This window comes from Myxococcus sp. AS-1-15 (genome assembly GCF_020037055.1).
In the GTDB taxonomy this organism is placed as follows: Bacteria; Myxococcota; Myxococcia; order Myxococcales; family Myxococcaceae; genus Myxococcus; species Myxococcus fulvus.
The window spans coordinates 63617-87278 of the sequence record NZ_JAIQDF010000022.1; the positions used below are offsets into that span (position 1 = coordinate 63617).

Annotated in this window: 5 protein-coding genes and 1 pseudogene (1 of these 6 only partly in view); 5 read left to right on the plus strand and 1 reads right to left on the minus strand. The window is 67.8% G+C overall.

Features of this window, described 5'->3' with window-relative positions; all coding sequences use genetic code 11:
• From K8625_RS39390 to K8625_RS39415, 5 genes are all read left to right on the plus strand, one after another.
• Positions 1 to 5983 carry the final stretch of an IPT/TIG domain-containing protein gene (locus K8625_RS39390; protein WP_370642030.1) on the plus strand. 26096 nt of this gene lie to the left of the window's left edge, so only the last 5983 of its 32079 coding nucleotides appear in the window; its start codon lies off the left edge, out of view; its stop codon occupies positions 5981 to 5983.
• On the plus strand, positions 5980 to 6924 hold the full coding sequence (locus K8625_RS39395) for a peptidylprolyl isomerase (protein WP_223785608.1): 945 nt from the start codon (positions 5980 to 5982) through the stop codon (positions 6922 to 6924). The genes K8625_RS39390 and K8625_RS39395 overlap by 4 nt, the downstream gene beginning before the upstream one ends.
• On the plus strand, positions 6921 to 21746 hold the full coding sequence (locus K8625_RS44330) for an RHS repeat-associated core domain-containing protein (RefSeq protein ID WP_305070938.1): 14826 nt from the start codon (positions 6921 to 6923) through the stop codon (positions 21744 to 21746). The genes K8625_RS39395 and K8625_RS44330 overlap by 4 nt, the downstream gene beginning before the upstream one ends.
• On the plus strand, positions 21719 to 22279 hold the full coding sequence (locus K8625_RS39410; RefSeq protein ID WP_223785609.1) for a pentapeptide repeat-containing protein: 561 nt from the start codon (positions 21719 to 21721) through the stop codon (positions 22277 to 22279). Before K8625_RS44330 ends, K8625_RS39410 begins: the two co-directional genes overlap by 28 nt.
• A 93-nt stretch (positions 22280 to 22372) precedes the next feature.
• Positions 22373 to 22870 carry an SUKH-3 domain-containing protein gene (locus K8625_RS39415; RefSeq protein WP_223785610.1) on the plus strand — a complete coding sequence of 166 codons (498 nt, stop codon included), beginning with the start codon at positions 22373 to 22375 and terminating at the stop codon, positions 22868 to 22870.
• Positions 22871 to 22953: 83 nt separating this feature from the next.
• On the opposite strand, the pseudogene K8625_RS39420 reads toward K8625_RS39415, so the two are convergent.
• Positions 22954 to 23106: pseudogene (locus K8625_RS39420) on the minus strand (IS256 family transposase); the annotation flags it as partial.
• Positions 23107 to 23662 lie beyond the last annotated feature (556 nt).

Here is a 23662-nt window from a genome sequence, read left to right on the forward strand (position 1 = left end):
GGCGCCCGTGCTGCCTGATGCGGGAAGCGTCTCCGGTGGGGCGTTCGCGCGCGCCGGGAAGCTGACGCTGCGTGGAGACCTCGTCGCCGTCACGACCCCCACGGGCGTGGTGCTCGGACGACTGTCGCACCGGCCCGTTCCGTCCGTCACGCCGCTGGCCACGCTGCCCTATGCCAGCGAGCCCACGGGCGTCGCCTTCTCCGACAACCTCCTCGTCGTCTCACGCGGAGCGGCGGGCGTGGATGTCATGGACATCACCACGCCGGAGCAGCCCCGCTTCCAGGGCAACGCGGCGGTGTCGTCGCCGGCCCTGGCGGTGGCGAGCGCTGGCGTCGTCGTCATGTCCGAGCAGAACTCCGTCAAGGGCGTCGACCTGTCGGACCCGCGGCGTCCCGGGATTGGGAGCAGCTTCCTGGACGACGGAGTGCTCCTGGCGCTGAACCCGGATGCACTCGTCACCGGCCGCACCGGCTCGGTCCGCGTCCTGCCCCTGAACGGGGAGGTGATGGGGAACACCTGGGCGGTGCAGGGGACTCCACGCGCGGCGCGCCTCACCGGCGACGTCTTGATGGTGGGGACCAGCGAGGCGCTGGAGTTGTTGCCGCTGGACATGTGGCTGCCCCGGCAGAAGCTGGGCCTGGGCACCGGCGTCCGGGCCCTGGCCGTGGCGGGCGGAATGGCCTACCTGTCCTGCGAGGACGGGCTGCTGCGCATCGTGGACGTGCGTGAGCCCCGGGCTCTCCGGGTGGTCGCCGTGGAGCCGCTGGTGGCCACGTCGCTCACGGTGTCCGGGGGCCTGTTGGTGGCGACCACCGCGTCGGGGCTCGACCTGCGGGCGCTGCACGTGCCCCAGGTGGCCCTGTCGCCTGAGGCCCTGGGCTCCTTCGACACCAACGCCACGGCGCTGGTGGCCTCCCGGCGCGGCGCGCTGGTGGCCTCGGGCAATGGCGTGCGCCTGCTGGACCTGGTGGACCCCGCGGCGCCCGTGGTGGCGCAGACGTTCCACGAGGGCGCGTCCGCGCGCCAGGTGGAGCAGGTGGGGCACGACGTCTTCGTGCTCGGCCAGGACCGGCTCGCGGTCTGGGTCGAGCAGGGTGATGGCTCCTTCCTCCAGCCCACGAGCGATGTCGATCGGCGCACACGCCTGGACGACCTGGGCCCCGTGGGGCGGTTCCATGCGGCCCAGCGGCGGCTGTGGGCCATCGGCGCGAGCCGGCTGTCCTCGATGACGCTTCCGCAGGCGCAGGATGCACGGCAGCTGGAGCTGCCGGCGGCGCCGGTGGACGTGTCGGGTGACGAGCGCCGCGCGGTGGTGGCGCTGGGTTCGGTGGGCTTCGCGCTGGTCGAGCTGGACCCGACGGGAGGCCTGGCGCTGCGCACGATGGTGCCGGGCGCGGCCGTGGACGCGGTCGCCCTGGATGGGGACCTCGCCGTGACGGGAGACGTGACGGGCTTCCAGGTCCATGACCTGAGCGGTGCCGTGCCCGTGCTCCGTGGCGTGGGCAGGACGGACGCCCCGGTGCTCCGCATCCGGCTGGCCGGACGGCTGGCCCTGGTCGTCACCGGAGCCGGAGTGGAGGCCTGGGACCTGACGAGCGAGACGACTCCGGCACGGGTGGCGTGGCTGGCGGTGGACGACGCCAGGGACGCGCGCCTCGTGGGCGGACTCGTGGTCGTGGCGGCCGGTGCGGGCGGCGTGAAGATCTTCCCCGCGCCGGACGAACGGGTCGCGCCCTCCGCGCGGCTGGTGCCCGCGACGCCGGTGCTCGACGTCAATCCGGGTCAACTCATCACGCTCGAGGCGCTCGTGTCGGGCCTGCGCGTCGACGACGCGGAGCTGCTCGTGAACGGACAGCCCTGGCTGCGACTGGACACCGAGGAGCCTCGGGCGTACTGGCAGGTGCCGGCATCGGCCACCCCCGCGACCCGGTTCATGCTTCAGGTGCGTGCGCGGGGCGCGGGCGGCGTCGAGTCGCTGTCGCCGGCGCTCAGCCTCCGGGTGCTCGGGTCGACCTCGACCGGGGCTCCGGTCGTGAGCTTCAACGGCCTTCCCCCAGACGTGCCTTACAAGCCAGGGCAGCCGCTGAACCTGAGCGTGAGCGTGACGGGCGGACTGCCTCCGTACACGGTGACGGCCCACCTGGATGGAACGGTCCTCGGTTCACTGTGGCCTTCGTTGCCGCACTCGCAGCAGTTCGCGGGGACGCTGCGCCTGCCAGCCTTCGGCTCACCGCTGCCTGACGGCGTGCTCAGTGTCACCGCCGTCGACAGCACGGGGAGGCAGGCGACCATCACCCACGCCCTGTATCTGAGCGTGGACCTGGGGGCGCCCACCACGCTGAGCGAGCTGCCGACGCAGCCTCTGCGCATCCTGCCCTTCGTCAACACGTTCAACCTCTACGCGAGGGACGATGGCCCTTCGACGCTGCGCCTGTACGTGGATGGGACGCTCGTGGCGTCCGCATCCAACCTGGTGGCGAACGGGAATCAGTACTGGCTCCCCGTCACCCTCCGGCTCTCTCCGGACCTGTTGGGGAAGACCGTGCGCCTCAAGGCCGTGGTCGAGGACTTCGCCGGCAATGCGCCGACCGAGAGGACCCGGGACTATGTCGTGGAGCCGGATGGCTATGCGCCAGAGATCTACGCGTACTCGAGTCTCCCGTACGACGCCCAGGAGGGCGGCACCTACGCGTACGACTTCCGCGCGTCAGACGTGGAGAACGACCTCGACAAGCTGGAGGTCTTCTCCGTCGTGGGGGGCCGGTGGATCGAGGAGGGTCAGGTCGAGGGAGGCACCCGCCAGTTCCTCAAGTCCGGGGGCTCCCCTCTGACTGGCTCGTACACGGTTCCCCGGCTTTCATCGATGGGAGGCCGGAACTTCGTGTGCCTGCTCGTCGTCGCGACCGACCGGGCGGGCCACAAGAGCGAACGGTCCTTCTGTCAGTTCGTGCACGCGAACCCTGGCCCCGCCATTTATGCGGAGGTCGAGAACCGAGGTTCGGTCCTGGAGGGGATTCCCGCGGGCTACCCGGTGAACATCCGCGTGACGGCGACCGATGGTGTGCATCTGGTGGCCGATCTGCAGGTGAACGTCATCAGCCCACGGGGCTCGTTCCCTGGCTCCGCGATGTCGTGCTTCCCCAGCCGCGAGGAGTGCACCAGCCGCGTGGAAGACGTCATCCTGATGGAGGGCGAGTCGCTGCGCTTGGTGGTCACGGCGCGCGACGATCAGGATGCTGTGACGGCCTCCGATCAAATCGTCATGGCCAGCCCCAACGAGCCCCCCGAGCTCGAGCTGTCCGCGTCGGCGAGCTACGCCCTGGTGGGCTCGACCGTGAACGTGCAGGCCAGCGCTTACGACGAACTCCGGCTGTCGGCGGCGGAGCTGGCCGTGGAGCAGTCCGACGGTGGCGTCGTCACCCTGGCCTCGTGGTCCGAGAATGGGACCGAGACGAAGTTCGTCGAGTTCACGCAACCCCATACGGCCACCGCGCCCGGGACGCTCCGCTTCGTCGCGAGCGCAACGGATTACCCGGGGCTGGTCGGTGGAACGGAGCTCCGCCTCCAGGTGTTCCCCGAGGAAGCCGGGAGGACGTGTGAGACCGCGGTGCCCATCTTCGCCGGTCAGCACTTCAAGCCCATGATGCAATCCCTGAGTCCGGCGTTCGAGGCTTGTGGCCTGACGCTCACAGAGGGCGCATGGTTCGAGCTTCCGTTCGATGGGCCCGTGGAGCGGGCCACCTTCTATGCCTCCACCACGGGCCCCTGGCACGAGCCCTACAAACTGCCGTTCGTGGTCGTCCAGGAGATGGAGGCGGGGACCTGCAACGCGGTGGGGGCGCCGAAGTGCTCGCTCAACTGGCAGGGCACCACCCCCGAGACCTACTCGTACACCGTCACCAACGTGTCGAAGAATGCCCGCGTCTTCCTGGGGGCGCTGCCCGACTTCCGGGGCGTGTCCATCGGCTCCGCGGCGCTGGGGAAGGACGCGCGGTGCGTGCCTGGCGTGTCCAGCTTCACCTGTGCGCGCGGGCGCTGCCTGCCGACGGGCGCGTCACTGCCCGACGGAATACCGGAGCACCGCTGCCACGTGCCTCAGTGTGACGACGGCGTGGACAACGAGACGGGCGCGGCCGTCGACGGCCTGGTGGACTATCCGCATGACCCGGGCTGCGCGTCGGCCGATGACGACAGCGAGGATGATCCAACTCCGACGCCCGAGTGCGCTCCGAGCAGCACGGGTGATCCGGACGGGGACGGCCACGGAACCTGGCCGGCGGATCCCGGCTGTGGAAGCGCGAGCGGGAATTCGGAGTCTGGCAACGGCGAGAGCTGCGCGGCGCCCATCGATTTCAATGAGCTCTCAGCGAATGGCGCGACCCGCGTTCAGCTCGATTTCACCACCGCGGCGGATGACGAGCAGCTCCGCTGTGGGACTCCCGGTGCCGTCGACCGGGTGGTTGGCATCCGGGTGCCTGAGGGAGGCCATCTGAACGTCCGTGGAGACAACCACATCACCGCGCTCTCGCTGCGGACGGCCTGCGGCCGCGACCTCCGGGACATGGGGTGCGAGCTGCCAGACGATGGCTCCTCCTGGGACGCCGGCACCGGCTCGGCGCCCATCGAGGCCGACGTGTACCTGGACTCGGCGGAGACGGTCTATGTGGTGGCCGAGGGCGCGGGGGTCGCGACACTCGAGATCGCTCACGAGCTGGCGTCGGGTGCCCCGTGCGACCCCTCGCACCCCTGGGCAATCTGTCACTCCTCCGAGCGGTGTCTACCCAACGCGGATGCGCCCGGGTACTCCTGCGGCACACCGCAGTGCAACGACGGCGAGAACAACGACGGGGACGAGGACGCCCTCCGGGACTACCCGAACGATCCGGGCTGCACGGACCCGTTCGACAACAGCGAGTCAGACCCGGTGCCTGTCCCGGAGTGCGCCGATGCAACGGACAACGATGGCGACGGGTTCAACGACTACCGCGATGACCCCGAGTGCCGGAGTGCTTCGGACGACAGCGAGCGCTACTGCGGCGAGAACATCGCGACCGGGGCCTTCCCCATCGTGGTCAGCGGGTCGCTTGGGGGCTCGAGGGATCTCAGGTGGAGCTGCACGGAATCGAGCAGTCCCAACAAGGTCTACGACTTTGTCGCGCCCATGCGAGGGCACTACCAGGTGACGCTGCAGACCGACTCAGAGGCCTTCCTCAGCATCAGGAGTGGCGGCTGCAGCGGCGACGTCATCGGCGACGCGTGTGGTTTGACCGATGGGGCGGGACTGCTGACCCGGGAGCTGCAACTGGAGCAGGGGCAGCACATCGTCTTCGTGGTCGAGACCGACCGAAGGGTGGGGCCGTTCACCCTCACCATCCAGGCACCCACGCAGTGCAGCAACGGCATCAGCGATGATGACGATGGCCTCGTCGACTACCCCGCGGACCCGGGGTGCGAGTCGCCGCTGGACAACGACGAGACGGAGCCTCCCAGCCTGCCGTGTCGCAACGACAGGGATGACGACGGCGACGGGAAGATCGACAGCGACGACCCGGCCTGCTTCGGGCCCGGGGTTCAGAGCGAGACAGCCCTGTGTCAGGGAGTGGAGGCCACGGAGCTGCCCTCCGGGCCCCTGCCGCTCTTCGTCGACGACGTCACCTCGGGCTCGGGGGCAATCTCCTCGCAGTGCAGTTCCCCCGAGGACTCCGCGCCGGAGAAGGTGTTCCTCTGGGTGGCGCCCGCCGCGGGCCGCTACGAGCTCAACACCAACAACTCCAGCTTCAACACGCTCCTGGCGGTCTACCCGCCTTCCTGCCGGCCAGCGGAGCTGCTGGAATGTACTGTCGAGGGCGGCGTCACTCCGGGCGCCAGCCGCTTGGTGCTCGACCTCGAGGAGCGCCAGCCCATCCTCATCGTCGTCGACGGCCAGACCTCGCAGGACCAGGGACCGTTCTCGCTCGGCATCCGCGAGGTGCCCGCCCCATGAGCCCGCTGGTCCCACCGCTGCTTCCCGAGTCCTTCACCCCCATGAGTCACAGCCCGCGCCCCATGTCCTCGCCCTCCGCCCTGGTGATTGCCGTGCCCCGGCTCGTGCTCACGCTGGCCGTGCTGATGCTGGTCGGCTGCAACGACCCGAAGGTCGTTGCTGAGGTCGGCAAGCGCAAGGTGACGAAGGCGGATGTGGCCGCGTGGCTCGGCTCCGTGAGCGTGCGTGAGCAGGCCTCGCCCTCCGATGCGCTGGACGCGCTGGTGACGCGCTCGCTGCTCGCGGAGGAGGCGCGCCGCTCGGGACTGCTGGAGGACGACGCGGTGAAGGCCCGCCTGGCGGCCGCCGAGCGTGAGGTGCTGGCGCAGGAACTGATGGAACGCCGTCAGGCGGTCGTCACCACGGAAGCGGCGCTGCGCAAGCGCTACGAGGACACAAGGAACTCGCTGGCCCGACGTCAGGTGTGGGTGCGGCAGATCTTCGTGAACGTCCCGTCTGGTGATTTGGAGGCGAAGGCCCGGGCGCAGTCGCGGATGAACGCCATCTACGCGCGATTGGTGGGCGGCGAGGACTTCGAGAAGGTGGCGCGCGAGGCCTCCGAAGATCCGGTGAGCGCCGCGCGGGGCGGTGACCTGGGGCCGGTGATGGAGGGGCAGGTGGACGGCAGCTTCTTCGACGAGGCCACGAAGCTTGGGCGAGGGGAGCGCTCCAAGCCGTTCGCCTCCATCTACGGGCTCCACCTCGTGGAAGCGGTGGAGGATGTGAAGACGGTGGTGCCTTCCTTCGAGGAGAGCCGGGGGAAGCTGGAGGCGGAGGCGCGCCGCGAGGTCCAGGCGAGGCTGCTGGTCGAGCTCCGGGAGCGCATCGACGTGAAGACCTACCCGGAGCGGTTGGGGACCTCTCCGGTCGCCAGCCAGACGGACGGGGGCGTTCGTCGATGATTCGCCATGTCGTGGTCGTGGGGATGCTGTTCATGGCGCTCGCCGGGTGCGGGCGCTCGCCGGAGCCTGAAAGCGCCGGGGGCTCGGCGACTGGCCAGTCGCGCGCCGCCGTGGTGACGACGGACGTGACGCCGCCGGCCATCACCTTCGGCACGGCCCAGGACGCGGCCGTGACGCCGCCCGCCGTCCTCACCTGGTCCATCTCGGACGAGAACGCCACCACCTATGATGCGTGGCTGGACGGCGTACCCGCGCGGAGCGGGGTTCAGGTCTCGCAGGAAGGCCGGCACGTCCTCGTCGTCGAGGCGACGGATGCCGTCGGTCTGACCTCCACGGCGGTGCTGCGCTTCTTCGTCGATGCGGCGCCCCCCTCCATCCAGGTGAGCGGCGTGAGCGATGGCCAGGTGGCGAACGCCGCCTCGTTCACCCCCGTCGTCACCGCGTCGGATTCCAACGGCGTCATCCTGGCCCTGACGCTGAACGGGCAGCCCTACACCAGTGGCACGCAGGTGACGGAGGAGGGCTGGCATTCCTTGTTCATCCAGGCCACGGACGGCGCGGGCCGGATGACCACCCGGACGGTGAGCTTCGCCATCGACCGGTCTCCGCCGGACTTCAACCTCTACGGCAAGCCCTGGGACCACGCGACGAATGTCCCGTTCTTCGCGAGCTGGTCCACCGTGGACCTGACCTCGACCCATACGGAGGCCTGGCTGGATGGCGTGCCGGTGGGGTCGGGCCCCTTCATACAGGACGAGGGCTGGCACACGTTGACGCTCCAGGCGACGGATGCCGTTGGCCTCACCACCACGCGGGTATGGCGCATCTTCATCGACACCCAGCCGCCGGACATCACAGTGTCGGGCGTCCAGGACGGCGACATCCTCGACGTGGCGAGCGTGACGCCGGCCTTCACCGCCACGGACAACGACCTGTCCAGCTATCCGCCCGTGGTGACCGCGACGCTCGATGGCGACACCTTCGCGGGTGGCACGGCGCTGGTGGACGAGCAGGACTACGTGCTCCGCGTCACCGCGAGGGACCGCGCTGGCAACGTCGCGACGCATCCGGATGTGCGCTTCGCCATCGACCGGACCGCGCCGCGGTTGGAGGTGACGGGCTTGGAGGTGCTCCGGAGCCGTACGCCCGTCACCATCGTGTACTCCATCGTGGAACCCCACCTGGACACCTGGACGGCCAAGGTGGATGGCGTGGACTACGTGAGCGGCACGGCGGTGACCGCTCCGGGAACACACCTGTTCTCCCTTCAGGCCCGGGACGACGCGGGCCACGTCGCGGTCTTCGAGCGTACCTTCACCATCGACCAGACGGCTCCGTCGCTGGTGGTGACGGGCATCCCCGCCCTCACCAGGGCGGAGACCCTCACTCCGGTGTTCAGCGCCACGGATGACGGGCCGGGGCCCATCACCTACGTCGGACGTCTGGATGGCAGCACGGAGGTTCGCAGCGGCGAGCCGATGGCGGTGGGCGTGGGCAACCACGAGCTCGTCGTCACCGCGACGGACGACGTCGGGAACGAGGAGCGCAGGACCCTTGCGTTCACGGTCGACCGCAGGCCCCCGGAGATCTCCATTTCGGGGGCTTCGCCGGGCCAGGTCCGAGGAGGCCCCTTCACCCTCACCTACACCGTGCAGGACGACCACCCTGGGCCCCCGGCCATTGCGAAGCTGGGGACGCAGGACTTCGTGAACGGGTCCACCGTCTCGGACGAGGGCGCTTACACGCTCGTGGTCACTGCGAAGGATGGCGCGGGCAACGAGGCGCAGGCCTCCCTGTCGTTCACGGTGGACCTCACGGACCCCGTCGTGGAGCGAGTGAGTCCGGAGGACGACCTCCACGTCAAGGCCGAGTCGGTCGAGGTGGTGCTGAAGGCGACCGACAACCTGAGCCAGGTCACCGTGCGCTCGGGCGCCACGACCTTCGCGCGCGGGGCGGATGGGAACCACCGCGCCACGTTCGCCCTGGTCGAGGGGGCGAACGTCATCGACGTGGAGGTGTTGGACCAGGGCGACAACGTCACGAACCACCGCGTGACCGTCTTCCGAGACATGACGGCTCCGGAGCTCGTCCTGACGGAGCCCGAGGAGGGCGGGCGCATCCGCGAGGCGCAGGTCACGGTGTCTGGCACGGCGACGGACCTGTCTCCGCCCGTGACGGTGACGGTGGGGACCTCCTCCGTCCAGGCGGACAGCCTGGGCAACTTCTCGCTCACCGTCCCGCTCGTGCCCGGTTCCAACACCCTCACCGTGACGGCCCGGGATGACCTGGGGAACTCGGTATCGATGAGCCGCGTGGTGCGCTCCAACGTCATCCTCCCGACGCTGGTCGTGACCACGCCGAGCGATGGCGCCACGCTCACCACCGAAGAGGTGACGGTCAGCGGTACCGCGGCGCCCGGTGGGAGCGGCGACCCAGCGAACGCCGTCATCGTGTCCATCGGCGAGACGGAGGTGCCCCTGGATGGCCAGGGAGCCTTCACGGCGAACATTCCGCTCGGGCTGGGCTCGAACACCCTGACCATCACCGCGACGGACCGCTATGGCCTGGTCCGCACGGAGGTGCGGACCGTCACCCGCGCCGAGCCGCCTTCGGATGGAGGGACTTGGGACGCGGGCACTCCGGACGCGGGGACCCGGGACGCGGGTACTTCGGATGCCGGCGCTGCTCGCGATGCGGGTACGGGGAGCGGCACGTCCGACGCAGGCCCCGTGGCCAGCGTGGACGCGGGCCCGGGCACGCCCGAGCCGTCGCCCGTGCTGGTGGTCGAGTCGCCGGAGGAGCAGGGCGTCTTCGGTGGGAACCACGTCGTGGTGTCCGGCCGGGTGGAGGGAGGCAAGCTCCCGCTTCGCGTCACCGTCGCGGGCGTGAACGTGCCCATCATCGGTCGTGACTTCACCAGCTCGCTGGTCTTGAACGGGGATGGCGAGCACCGGCTCCACCTCCAGGTGACGGACGCGCTGGGCCGCACGGCCACCGCGCGGCGCACGGTGGTGATGGACCGCACGGCGCCCGCCCTCACCATCACCGACCCCAGCATCAGCCCCGCGATCGTCTTCGCGTCGCCCTATCGGGTCCGGGGCACCGTGGGTGAGCCGCACCTGGTCTCGCTGACCATCAACGGCGCGCCGGTGCAGCTTCTGGCGGGCCAGTTCAGCCACGCCGTCGAGCTGGCGATGGGGGAGGGGGCGCAGACCTCCGTCCGCATCGTCGCCCGGGACGTCGTGGGCCATGTCACGGAGCGGAACCTGGTCCTCCAGGCGCAGGCCTCGTGGCCGGTCGTCCGCATCCTGTCGCCGGTGGAGGGCAGCGAGGCTCCGGGCGGGGATATTCCTGTCGTCGTGGAAGTCGACAGCCTGCGGCCGGTGACGGTCCGTGTCGGCACCGGACAGGCCATTCGCATCGGGGAGACGAACCGGTACGAGGTCCCCCACTACGCCCTCGACCTCGGAGAGAACACCATCACCGTGGTCGCGACGGATGACGCGGGCATGAGCCGCTCGGCGAGCGTGCGGGTGCGCTACCGCGACGCGCTGAAGGAGCCGCTCGCGGTGACGGGCGTGGTGCCCCGTCCGGGGGCGCAGGACGTGGAGCCGGACTCGCTCATCAGCCTCGCGTTCAACAAGCCCATCAGCGTCGAGGGTCTGGACGAGCGCATCACCGTGAAGGTGGAGGGGCAGTCCGAGCGACTCGCCGGCGGCTTCTCCGTGGCCCCGGGGGCGCAGACAGTCACTTTCATCGCCAGAGCCCCGCTGCCCGAGGGGGCGCGGCTGCGCGTGGAGGCTTCCGGGCTGGAGGCAGAGAGGCCGCCGGATGCCGGAAGCGTGGGTATGACAGCGTCCTTCACCAGCGACTTCGCCGTGCGCAGGCCTCTCACGCGCGTGCGCGGCATCGTGACGGACACGGACTTCCGCCCGCTGGCCGGCGTGTCCGTGACGCTGGAGGCACTGGGGTTGTCCACGGTCACCGGCCCGGACGGCAACTGGGCGCTGTTCGCTCCCCGTGGGGGGGCGATGGTGGTGCGCTATGAGGGCGGCGTCACGTCGGACGGGCGCACCCTGCCCATGGTGCGCCGCCGGCTCGTCGTCACCGAGGGAGGCGACACCCAGGACCTGCCGCTGCCGCTCACCCCCGTGGACCTGACGTCCGCGCAGATGGTGGACGCACCGAGCACCCTGACGCTCGACTTCGCGGGGCGGCACCCGGGCCTCTCGGTGGAGATGACGGAGGCGGGGGGGCTGTCCTTCCCGGATGGCCGGACGCACGGGGTGATCACGGCCACGGAGGTCCCCTCCTATGCGCTGCCCGTCCCCATGGAGGGCCGGGCGGCGCTCGCGTCGCTGTGGCAGGTCGGCCCCTCGGGCCTGCGGCTGGACAAGCCCGCCACGCTGCGGATGCCCAACCTCACGGGACTGCCGGAGGGGCGGTATGCACTGCTGCTCGCATATGACCCCCAGGACCATGTCCTGGAGCGCGTGGGCTTCGGGCGGGTGGTCCCCGGCGGACCGGGCCAGACGCTCGTCGTCTCGACCCAACCGTTGCTGATGCCCTCGGTGGAGTTCCTGGGCTACATGCCGCTGACGGACGCGCAGAGCGCAGCGGTCGCGGCGGCGCTCGGGGCGGGTGGAAGCTCGCCCGCGGACGGTGGGCTGGGCCTGCGCCTGCCCTCGGGTAGCCGGGGCCCGGCCATGCCGGCCTGGAAGCACCTGCTGTCGGCCTTCACCATCGGCGAGGCGCACGCGCAGCTCGGCGGGGTGTTCTACGGCGGGTACTCGGCGCTGGACACGATCCTCAACAACTCCGTGCCGGCCGCGTTGACGGGCTTCGTGCGCGCTCCGCTGGAGCGGCAGCTGGCGCTCCAACTGCGCCAGCCGACCGAAGCGGACTTCGGCGCGGCGGCGTCGAAGCTCGTGTCGATGCCATACACGTTGGCGCTCGACTTCTCCGCCCGCTTCGAGTCCTCGGACCCGTACGACTCGCAGAACCCGGAGACGGTGCGGCTGGTGATGGAGGCGAAGGGGCCGGGCGGCGAGGTTCTCACTCCGCCCGAGGGCGAGTCCTGGACGACGGAGGAGTACGAGGGAGAGGCCGCGCTTGCGCCGAACGTGCAACTGCCGCTGGGCACGTCGGAGATCACCCTGACGGCCTACTCGCGCTCCAGCCACCGCGTGCTCAAGCTGGAGGCGGAGCTGAAGCACGACGGCACGTCCAACCCGGATGCCGGTCCTGCTGTGCGGCTGACGCTGCGCAAGACGATAGACACCTTCAACGAAGCGGATGACGAGGCGGTGCACAGCCCCGTTCGCTTCCGGGGCCTGCGGGTCTCGGTGACGGGACCGGGCACTGGCTACGTCTCGGTGACTGGGGACAAGGGCGGGTACGGGACGCCCATCGTGTCGCTGGGTGGCGAGTCCATGGGCATTGCCTGCACGGAGGTGCCCACCGGCCCGCGCATGGTGGAGCGCGTGGGCGCCGACGGGGTGGTGCATTACGAGCCCGTCCTCTACCAGTTCCCGGTGTGCTCGCAGACGTTCTGGGTGTCCCCGGGCCGCTCCACGCGCGCGGACATCCTGGTGGACGTGCGGATGCTGCACGGCTCGCTGACGTTCATGGGCCGTGACGGCATGGCGCTCGAGGGCACCTGTGTCGGCTCGGCAGAGACGGCCGAGGTGGACCCGGAGACAGGCGACTACGTCCGTATCGCCGCGGAGGACGTGAAGAAGACGGAGGTGCACTTCTTCCGCGAGGACGACCTGGCGAACCCCATCGCCACGTTCACCACCGGCAAACCCAACGAGCCGGCGTGCGCGCAGGAAGGGGCGTTCGAGAAGGGGCAGCCGCACGGGTACTACGCCCGCGTGCGGACGGGGCCGGCCGCGAACATCCGGCGCATGGCTCGCGAGCGCTGCCGTGAGCTGGAGCGGACGCTGGCCACGGACGCGGGCCTGGGGGACGGCGGCTCGGACGACCCGGACTGGGCCTATTACCAGGCCAACTGCCAGGACAACCGGACGAACTACCTCCGCCTCAACCCCGGTGAGCGCCTGGTGGTCTTCGCGGTGAACCATGCCACGGGTTACGCGGGCATGCGGACCATCATCGTGCCGAGCATCAACCGGGTGCTGCGCCGGGAGGACGGGACGTGCCCGCTGGACGAGTCGTCGGGCCCACTGGAGGTGGACGAGTACGGTGAGACGCTGACGTTGTCGCGGTGCACGCAGGCCGAGCTGGGGATTCCGGCGGACCTGCGGTTGTACCCGCCGGAGCTGGAGGTCCGCGTCGCGCGGCGTACGACGCCGGAGGGTGTGCAGGTGGCGCCCAGGCCGAGCCTCATCCGCCACGGCGGAGCGGCCACGACGCGCGACGACTTCCTGCAGGTGTCCACGCACTGGCGCGTGCGCCAGACGTTGGAGTCCGACCTGGATGGCGGCGTGGACGGGGGCCATGACGCCGGTCCGCCGCCGCTGGACGCGGGCCTGCCGGATGGTGGCTTCGACGCGGACTCCTGGTGCCAGGACGCAGGGCGCCTGCCCGACGGCGGGGTGTGCGAGCCGGGCGTGATTCGCGACTGGGGGACGCCAGGCCATGCGCTGGAGGTCTTCTGCTCGGAGCTGCCGGAGGGCTCGGCGCAGCGGGTGCTGGGCCAGTGCGCGGCGGGGTCGGCGAGGGTGGTGGACGTGCCGGCGGGCGTGCCACCCCTGGCGGGCCGCATCGTGCGGGTGACCCAGACGTCGGTGGAAGAGCCGGCGGTGGTGGCGTTCCCGGTGAGGCCGGGCCGCCACACGTCCATGGTGCAGGCGTCGCTGACCTACGAGAACGATGCGGGCCAGCCGGTGGTGGTGGGGGCGCTGCCTCGGGCCAACTACTACCTGCACGTCGTGGGGCACCCGGTGCTGGACCGTGACGAGAATGACGACGGCTTCCTGCAGCCGAGCGAGCAGAGCTCGAAGCCGCCGGACTTCGCGGACGGCGTGCTGCGCCCAGAAGACCCCCCGGTGCTCGGCCTGCCGAAGTTCGCGGTGGGGCTGAAGAACGTCTACCGGCACCGCGAGGCGGACGGCACGGCGCTGGAGCGTTACGACCTGGCGCGAGAGCACGAGTTCCGCGTGCTGCAGATGGGGGGCTCTGCGGTCATCACCGCGAACACGGGCGTGGACCTCGCGGACGCGGGCACGCCGGGGCGCGTGTTGACGAACGAGGACCGGCCGAGCGCGTCCGAGGATGACCTCGCGTACGACTTCCTCCTGGAGCAGTTCCAGGAGCCGGATCAGCCGGGCCGCGCGGGAACCCTGAGCGGCGAGTACACGCTGCGGCTGGGCTCGGACGACTTCGGCATCGACTGCCCTGTGAAGGTTGACAAGGAGAACCAGAAGCTCAGCGGCTCCTGTGTGGGCGAATACCTGCCCGAGGTCCTGTCCGCCACGGACATCGTGTACTTCGAGCTGTTCCTGAGCGGGAACGCGGACAACGTCCTCTATCGCTTCAACTTCCACGGAATCTCTCCGCGCACGGACTACGTCACGGCCGGAGGCGAGGACACCGTCGAGAAGTCCCTGTCTCCCCTGCCGGAGCCCTCGGGAACGTCCCGGGCCTCCCCAGTCACCACCGCGGATGGGAAGCCGATCTCCGACAGGGCGGTCGTCTACTTCGCGCTCGAGCCGGAGCAGTTCTCCCGGGGCACGATTGATATCTGCGAGGCCGAGCCCTGCACCGGGGACGCGCTGCTGAAGCACGCGCGGCTCGAGGTGGAGAGGGTCCCCGTGGATCCGGCGAAGCCGGAAGGGGCCAAGCGTCCCTCCTACAAGATTCTCGATGAGACAGGTCGAGGCGGGCCGCTGGTCCAACTCGAGAAGTCCGGTGCGAACAACGCCCGACGCTTCTCGATGAGCGTCCCGACCGACGTGGGCACGATGATGGGGGCTCAGCGGCGCGGCAACGTGCTCGTGCTGAAGACCCAACAGGACCCGCTGTTCGCATGGATGACTCCGCCGCCGGTCCAACGGACCGAGCTCGGCGAGCCCGTGGGCCGCTACACGTTCGTCAATGCCCGCGCGCCGGGCCAGAGCAAGGTCGAGGGCATCAACCTGGCCGGTGGAAACCTCGCGCTGTCGTACGAGGACTTCTCCATTCCCCAGTTCGGAGAGTCGGTCCGGTTCGTTCGTACCTACAACAACCAGAACAATGTCACCGGGCCCACCGGCACGGGCTGGATGCACAACCACGAGGGCTTCGTCTTCGAGGAGTCGCTCGGCCGCTACACCGTCGTGATGGGTGGGCAGTCCTATGACTTCCCGGACTGCGAGACCATCGACCCCGTCGAGAGGACGGCGGAGGGGTGCCGCACGGACACGGCGCACGGAGGAAGGCTGCGGGTCGGCGTGACGGCGCAGGGGACGCCGGACGTCGAGTTCATGTCCCAGGATGGGGTGCGCTACCAGTTCAACCGCCGCTCGAAGCTCACCACGGACCAGGGGAGCCGGCGCTGGGTGCTGACGCGGTTCGCGAGTGGCCAGGAGGTGCCGGAGGAGCCGCAGCAGCCGGACAAGGGGTGGACGCTCATCACCTATGTCGGGGACACGGACCGGGTCGAGCGCGTCACGCGGGAGCCGGGGCAGCTCAGTCTGGTCTTCACCTATGAGCCCATCCTCCCGGAGCGGGACATCTTCGGGGGCTCGCTGCCTGACAAGTACGTGGAGCGGCTCAAGGTGCGGGCCCGCATCGAGGGGCTGGAGCTGTTGTCGGAAGTCGGCATCTACTACCGGCAGGATGTGCCGGCGGACCTGGAGGACCTCGACACCGACGTCGCCCTTCATCGGGTGCGGCTCAGCCATGATCGTCATGGCAACCTGGTGCGCGCGGAGCGTCCCACGGGCCTGCCGCGACAGGCGTGGGTGTACGAGTACGCGCCGCTGCCCGAGGGGACGTCAGGATATGCGCGGTGGCGGCTCGCCAACGAGCTGAGGACCGCGCGGTTCAAGCTGACCGCGCATCCGGATTCGGAGCCCGACCCGGATGATGCGCTGGACTTCTTCGACCAGTCGGTGACGACCTACGCCAGCTCCGGCACGTCGGAGACGTATGACCATGTGCCGAAAGAAGAGGTCATCGACTCGGCGGTGCTGTCGGGCCAGGGGCCGGACCCGCTGCGGGTGGCCTACGACGCCTCGGCCAGCAAGCGCACGGTGACGCGGCCGGATGCTGTGGCCGTCGTGTACGAGCTGAATCACTACGGCAGCGTGACGAGCCGGAAGGTGGGCTCGGCGCCTGCCCAGACAACGGTCTGGAAGGACGCGCAGATCTCCCCGGAGACCATCACCCTGCCGAACGAGCTCAAGCTCGAGTACGCCATCAATGCCTCGCACCGCCTGGAGAAGGTGACGGTGAAGTCCATCCCGGCAAACCTGCCGGATGGTGGGGTCTCGGGCGTCGCGGTGGATACGGCGCTGGTCGACCGGCGCTACACGGACGACGTCAGCCAGCGGTTCGGTGTCGCGAACATCAGCACCTTCCCGGAGCAGTCGGGCGTCAATACCGTCACGACCCAGCTCAATCTCCAGGGGACGCTGGCGAAGGTCACGGTGCGAGACGCGACCAACACGCAGGTCTACGACTCCGGTACTCGCAACTACGATACGGGGGGCAAGGGCATCCTCCTGAACGCGGTGGATGCGATCCAGCAGACCGTGGAGTACCTGGAGCCGAGTGCGCTCGGCCTGCCGCAGGTGGTGAAGATCACCCATCCGATGGCAACCAGTACAGCGCTGCGGACGCTGACCCACAGGCTCGTCTACGACCGGTATGGCCGCGTCACCCGCTCCACGGTCGAGGAGACTGGCGCAGCCCAGGAGTGGAGCTACGACAGTGTGGGGCGCCTCTTGCGCCACAAGGTCAAGGGTGAGCCGGACCAGGAGTGGTTCTATCGCTACGAGCCGGCGAATCGGGCCGTGACGCTCACGGAGACGATGCCCGCCGTGCAGCACTCCCGGACCATCGAGACGAAGGAGGAACTTGCTGGGGAGCACGCGGGTGTCACCGTGCTGGAGAAGGTTCGCTACGGGAAGATGCAGTCGGATGCGTCCTGGCCCGAGTCCCTTCGCGTGACCTACCTGCGGAACGGGCGTCCGGTGAGCTCCGTCGATGCGCTCGATGTGAGGCGCGAGTACGAGTACGACGACAGCGGTCGGCTGACGGGTGTGAAGCTCACCCACGCGGGGGACACCACGGGCCCGGTCGCTGGCACCTACGAGGTCAAGTACGAGGACCTGGATGCGGACGGCAACCCGCGCCGTGTCATCGACCAGAATGGACTGGTCACGAAGGTGGGGTACGACGTCTTCGGGCGGCCCGTGCACTGGGATTACACGGGTGCGGATGCGATGACCGCCCGGGAGTCCGAGGAGATCCGCCGCGACTTCAGTGGCAGGCCGATCTCCCATGCCTTTGGTGGGCTGGCGCTGAAGCATGTGTTGGCGATGCAGCCAGACCCACTCGGTCGCACCACCTCGACCCAGAGCGTGGGCTTGCCGGGGGGCGTCTCCACTTCCGTCACATACGACGCGATGGGGCGCGTCACGAGCCGGAGCGACACCGTCATGGGGAGCTCCGAGACGTTCGAGTACAAGGACGCGCTTGGACGACTGACCTCCTACTCGCGCACGACGCAGTCAGGCGCCACGCCCCTCAGGCTGGAGGAGACACGCGAGTACCAGGATGCTCGTGACACGAATGGCCGCCGGAAGGTCATCATCGTCCGTAGGATTCCAGCCGCGGGTGCCTCGGTTCGTTTCGAGCGAATCGAGCAGGAGATCGATGCGGCGGACCGCATCATGAAGGAGGTCACCCGGGTGCATGGGGCCCAGGCCAGCACCCGGTACACCTACGATGCGCGCGGCAATGTGACGTCGATCACCACGCCGACGGACGAAACGACGCTCTTGCACTACGACCCTGTGGGCAATCTCCTGAAGAGGGAGGAGCCGGGCAACGCCGACGCGCCGGCAGCCATCACGGAGTTCGTCGTGGACCCCGGCTGGCGGGTGAGCCACACGCAGGGGCCTCGTACGGATGACGTGTGGGAGTTCCAGTACGACGCCTTCGGGCGGCTGACTTCCCGGAAGTTGCTGACCACCAGCACGAACACCCTGGGGGCGACCTGGACGTATGCGTATGGCGTCAAGGGCGCGAAGGGGGCCGACGGGACGGTCCCGGACAGCGCCGAGGTCGAGACGGATCCACTCAGCCGCAAGACCATCCGCTTCTTCAACGCGCGTCACCAGCTCCTCAAGGAGGTGCGTGAGGACAAGGGTGTGGCTCCCGAGAGCCAGAACACGCTCACCACGGTGCTTGCGTACGACGGGCCGTGGCTGCGCAAGCGCGTGGTGACGGAGTCGACGGCGGGCGCTCCGGGGAGCGCGTGGGTGTCCACCCTGGAGCGGGAGGACATCGACGACCGGGGCCGCTCGCGCAAGGTACGTGAGCACTGGACGGGGAGCGTCGAGTCCTCGGCGCATGCCTACGAGTACGTGACCGAGAGCCCCTGGAACGGACGGACCGTCAACGTGGTCCAGCGGGGCACGACCTCCGTGTCCGTGCGGCAGCAGGACTTCACGCTCGAGGTGGACAGTCTCGGCAATCTGATTCGCCGGACGCAGGGCGGTCTGACGGATGAATGGAGCTATGACTCCGATGGCCGGCTCGTGATGGCCGCGCCCGCGGGCACGACCGAGACAACCTTCACCTATGACGAAGGATTGCTCGTCCGCCAGGTCTTCGGCACGGAGCCCACGGCGTTCGAGTACCGGCTGGACGGCGAGCTTCGGAAGGTGACGGAGCCCTCGGGTCGCGAGCGTGAGCTGTTCTACGCGCCCCGTGGGTTGGTGGAGCGCGAGACGTATGGACTGGGCGGCGAGAAGGTGGCGACGAAGTACACCTACGACAGTGGCGGGTTCCTGAAGTCGGTGGCGAAGGGGTATGGGACTGCCGACAGGAAGGACTGGACCTTCGACTACGGGCCGCTGGGCGAGCTGCGCGGCACGACGGCGCCGGGGCAGGGCACCTTTGCATATGGGTACGACGCGCTTCGACAATTGGTGAGCATCCGGCCGCCTGGAAGCGTGGGGGCGCTGGAGGAGTTCAAGTACGACTACCTGGGGCGCCAGAGCTATCGGAAGCGTGGCGAGTCGGTATGGATGACGAAGTGGATCCAGGGGGCTTCGGAGCGCACCAATCCGGACGATGACATCGTCGTGGCGCTCCCGGATGGCCGTGGTCGAGTCGCGTTGGAGAAGTTCCAGCCAGGGGCCTCGACGCAGGCCTACAAGGATTTGTCCGAGGTGGCCTACGCGTACGATGGCCAGGATGGCCTGCTGCGCGCGCGAGAGGGCCGGGATGGCCAGGCTGACGTCCTCAACACCTATGCCTATGACGGGCGCCACCGTCTGGAGGAGGTCGACCGCGCAGGCGACCTCGTGAAGTACGAGTACGTGTCGGGGAGTGACCGACTCCACCGACGGATGTCGCGGCGCGGAACGGAGACGGGGCGGGTCGTGGAGTACGGCTACGACACGCTGTCTCGCGTGAACTCGCTGAAGACGTTCGACGGCTCGCTGCTCCAGTCCTCTCGGAGCGTCGCTTTCGAGGCGGGTGGCGAGCGACTGGCCCGGATTGCGGACGAGGGGCCGCAGGGGCAGGTGGTGGAGAACCACTGCTACGACGGCCGGGGGCGGCTGACGTCGGTTCGTGCCACGACGTTGACGAACGAGGTGGGCTGCGCGCAGTCGCCTTCCACGGCGCTGACATGGTTCCAGTACGAGTACGATGGGCGGGGTAACCGCAAGAGTGAGCGCTTCCGTGGCACCGCTACTGCGATGGCGGAGCAGCTGACCGAGTACGGCTACGACGCAGCGGATCGACTCACGGGCGTGCGCTACCCGGCGGACAGCCAGAGTCAGCGGGAAGGCGTGCTGTACCAGCTCTCTGCCGAGGGGCTGCGCCTGGGTGAAAAGCGCGCGGCGAACCTGCCGTCGACGGTTAACCTGGACGAGCGCGGCTTCTCCGAAGTGGTGATGCCGGAGGTGGACTGGGCCTACGGCTACAACGCAGTCGGAGTGCTCCAGCGCATCGAGCAGCACGGCGCTCTGGTCACGTCGTTCACCACGGATGGTTCGGGGCGCACGAGGGGGAAGGTGGTCGCGAACGGGCCTGAGACGAAGTATGGCTGGGACGCGGCGGGGCGGCTGACACAGGTGGACCATCCGACGGAGGGGGCCGGAGGTGGAACGGGCGTTACCCAGGTGAAGTACCGGTACGGCTTCGATGGATTGCGCCGCTCCAAGCAGGTCGGAAGCAGTCCCGCCACGGAGTATCTGTGGGACAGCTCGGGGCTGGTGGAGGAACGCACGGGGGCCAGCCGGCTGCTCTACGAGAACCTGGGGAGCCACGTCGTGTCCGCCGGTGGTGAGCGCGTGCTACATGACGGGCTCGGCAGTGCGGTGGGGCGAGTCAAGACAGACGGAAGCCTCTCGGCTCAGTACCAATTCGACGCCTGGGGCGGGTACCGTGGCGGAACGGGCCCTGTCGCCGGTGAAGCCAGCATCGGGTACACGGGCCACGCCTGGGATGCGGAGAGTGGGCTCACCTACGCCCAGCAGCGTTGGTATGACGCGGCCACGGGGCGGTTCTTGTCCGAGGACCCGGTGGGGGCGGGGGCTTTCCTGGGGACGCCGAATGAGTTGCATCCCTGGGGGTATGCTCGAAACAACCCGCTTAGGTATGTGGATCCAACTGGCGAGAATGGGTTGCCAGTGCCACTGCCGTCCATGTCGTTGGCTTTCGCTTACAGTGGATTCAAGAAGTGGGCGGGTGAGGAGGTCCGTGTCTATCAGGAGGACTTCAATAAGCGGGCGGTGAATGAAGGCGCGAAGCTTGCTGACCAGGGGCACGTAATTGCAGGAACAGCCACCACCACGGGGGCGCAGTTTGCTGGTGGTGTCGCCCTAGGCATTCCCAACATGGTCTTCAATGGAGAGCAGATGCTCGCGAGCCTTTTAATGGCGCCTGGTCGCGCTATTGAGGGATGCGGCCAAGCGCTAGACAGCTCCCTGAATTCCGATGCACGACTACTCGGAGGAGCGGAATGTGCGGGCGCCATCGGTGAAATGGGCATCGTGGTGCTTGGAGGATTTGAGGCCGCGGGCAGAAAGGGGCCCATTCTCTTTGGCAAGGGTGGGAAACCGACACCAAAGAGCTATATTTCGGATGCCGAAATCAATGACGCTCTCGCTGAAGCGTGGAATCTTGCACCTGAAGAGGCTGTTGTAGACCGACGGCCGGTGACTGAGCGGAAGGCGATCCTGCCGAATGGGCAGCAGGTGGAAGGGACCTATTCGGGTGGATTCCACGGTACGAGCCAATTTCCGCCGGAGGTAGCCTTGAAAGAAGGAATACCTGCGGGCGGCACTAATTGGGACCTCTGGAATCATGTAACGGAGGGCGGGAACTCTGCATTCCGAGGAACCACAAAGATGGTTGCAACTCCAGATGGTAATGGAGCAGCTTATTGGGCTGGAGAGGGAGGTTGGGTCTACGAACTTGAGGGAGTTCTGACGTGGGATGTCAATGCTCTCCTGGATGGACGAGTGAAGAATCCTGGGGGCTTTGGGGGTAATCCAGTCCGAGGAGAGGGAGAATTTGCGATACCATCGCGAATTGAGCCCAGCCAGATCCTCCGATATGGACAGGTAGAGAAATCTGTAAGCGGCAAGCTCTTTGTTCGTGAATGGAAGAAGAATCCAGGGAAGAACTGATGACCCCTCAAGAGCTAATTACAAGATGGACGACTGAAAGTGGGCAGCATCTCAGGTGCCTGGTGCTCGAGAGATTGAAATCGGGTCTGTGGTTGAGCCTCATGCATGATTTTCCCGGCGCATCTGAGATTGATGCCCATGCCGACCTGCGGGGAATCGATATGTCGGGACTGAACCTTTCCGGGATCGACCTTGTAGGGGTTCGTCTGGATTACGCGCGGCTAGACGCGGCTACATTGGAGGGCACGCTCTTTCAGTCGTCGAATTTGGTGTCCGCATCTCTCGTCGGCGTCAATGCCCCCAGGGCCATGTTTACGGATGCAATCGCTTCTGGAGCACGATTTGATGCTGCGATTCTGAATGGTGCGGATTTTACGGCAGCCCTTCTTGTTGAGACATCGTTCCGCAATGCTAGGTTGGTTAATGCAGAGTTGGGGTATGCTAAGTTGTTTAGGGCGGATCTTACTGGTGCTGATTTGACGGGTGCTTCTCTGCGGTATACGGATTTGGAGGGAGCAGTCTTATTCCGATAGAGTCTCTAAGCGAGCTCATAGTGCCCCAGGCATTGGGGATTCAGGCCGGAAACAACTCTTTAAAACAAAGCAAGGGGCTGAAGAGGTGAAGCGATGCCAGGAGTGATCGGAAGCCCTGGCGAGGAGGTGATGGTGATCCTGCGAGCGGCGGGCTGGACACCGGAACGCGACGTCCCGGTTGATGACGCACGAACGGCTCTGTCGCGTGTGGGTATCACCATCCACCCTGCAGCCGAACGCGTTCTCAGGTCCTTCAGCGGGTTGACCCTGTACTCCAAGGATAAGAGGCAGCTCCGGTTTGATGCGGAGTACGCCCTTGATCAAATGGAGGCGGACCTTCTGCCGTACGTCAGGCGGTGCTTCACGGAGGCTGCCTGTCCGGTTGCTCTTGGAAATGACGCGATTTACTTCGTGTCAGAGGATGGTAGGTGGATGGCACTGCACGACCAGTGGACTGTGTATTACTTGCTTCCTGGCTTGGACGCGGTTCTGAGGTTCGCATTGTTTCTCCAGTATGAGCCGGGACAGATGACCGGGATTGAGGGCGACATGGTTCCGCCGGGGTTTGGACCTCTCCTCCGAGATAAATGAGACAGTCCGGGCGGGGGGGGGCAAGTCCCGAATCGTGTGTAGTTGGTTCGGAGGGGGCGGGGGAGGGAGGCTCCTTGGCGGCATCAAGCAGCGGCAGTGTCAGGGGTTGATTTCAGCAGAGACATGTCGAGGTAGCGCCGGTCATCCCAGACGCCTGTGACTTCGAGGTCGACGGCGGTGATGAGGCGCCGGGCACTGGCGCGGTCCGGGAAGGCGCCCACGGAACGGATGCGGCGCGGCTGCGCGGCGCGGCGTCGGTGGTCCCCTCATTGGCCGGTTTTTGCTCCGGGGGCCGGCTCCTCGCTCGAGGGACGCATCAGAATCTGGCAGAGGGTTACTGAGAGCTACTTTCACCTTCCACAGGGGGAATGCACCTAGTTTGCTTACGGGAGATCGGAATGAGTGGCCAAGTTTACGATGGTGATATCCGTCGTGCCCTAGCCTGCGTTGGCGCTGGTGAACGCCTGCTGTGCCCAAAGTGTGGGGCGATTTTGATTGTCGCAGATAGTCTTGAGGTTGCGAATGCAGCGTCTGTGCATCCCGGGATACATTGTCCAACCGACCGAAAGCATGTTGGAGTGTTGTTCAATCTTAGCGCTACGCGGCGGTTGCTCGATGGGATTGGTGCGTAATGAGGCCGGCTTTCGTCATATGACGGGCTCAACCGGGTGTGGCCGCGCTCCTGAACACGCCGCGCGATGCACCCGAGCCCGGCAGGGCTCGAGGGTGAGACCCTGATAGCCGAGTGGGAGTTGCGACAGGTGCATGACAATCGAGGGTTGTTTGAAAAGA

Bases quoted from the DNA above. Each gene is read 5' to 3' on its own strand.
- K8625_RS39395 (WP_223785608.1), top strand. From the start codon at position 5,980: ATGAGCCCGCTGGTCCCACCGCTGCTTCCCGAGTCCTTCACCCCCATG.
- K8625_RS44330 (WP_305070938.1), top strand. From the start codon at position 6,921: ATGATTCGCCATGTCGTGGTCGTGGGGATGCTGTTCATGGCGCTCGCC.
- K8625_RS39410 (WP_223785609.1), top strand. From the start codon at position 21,719: ATGGAAGAAGAATCCAGGGAAGAACTGATGACCCCTCAAGAGCTAATT.
- K8625_RS39415 (WP_223785610.1), top strand. From the start codon at position 22,373: ATGCCAGGAGTGATCGGAAGCCCTGGCGAGGAGGTGATGGTGATCCTG.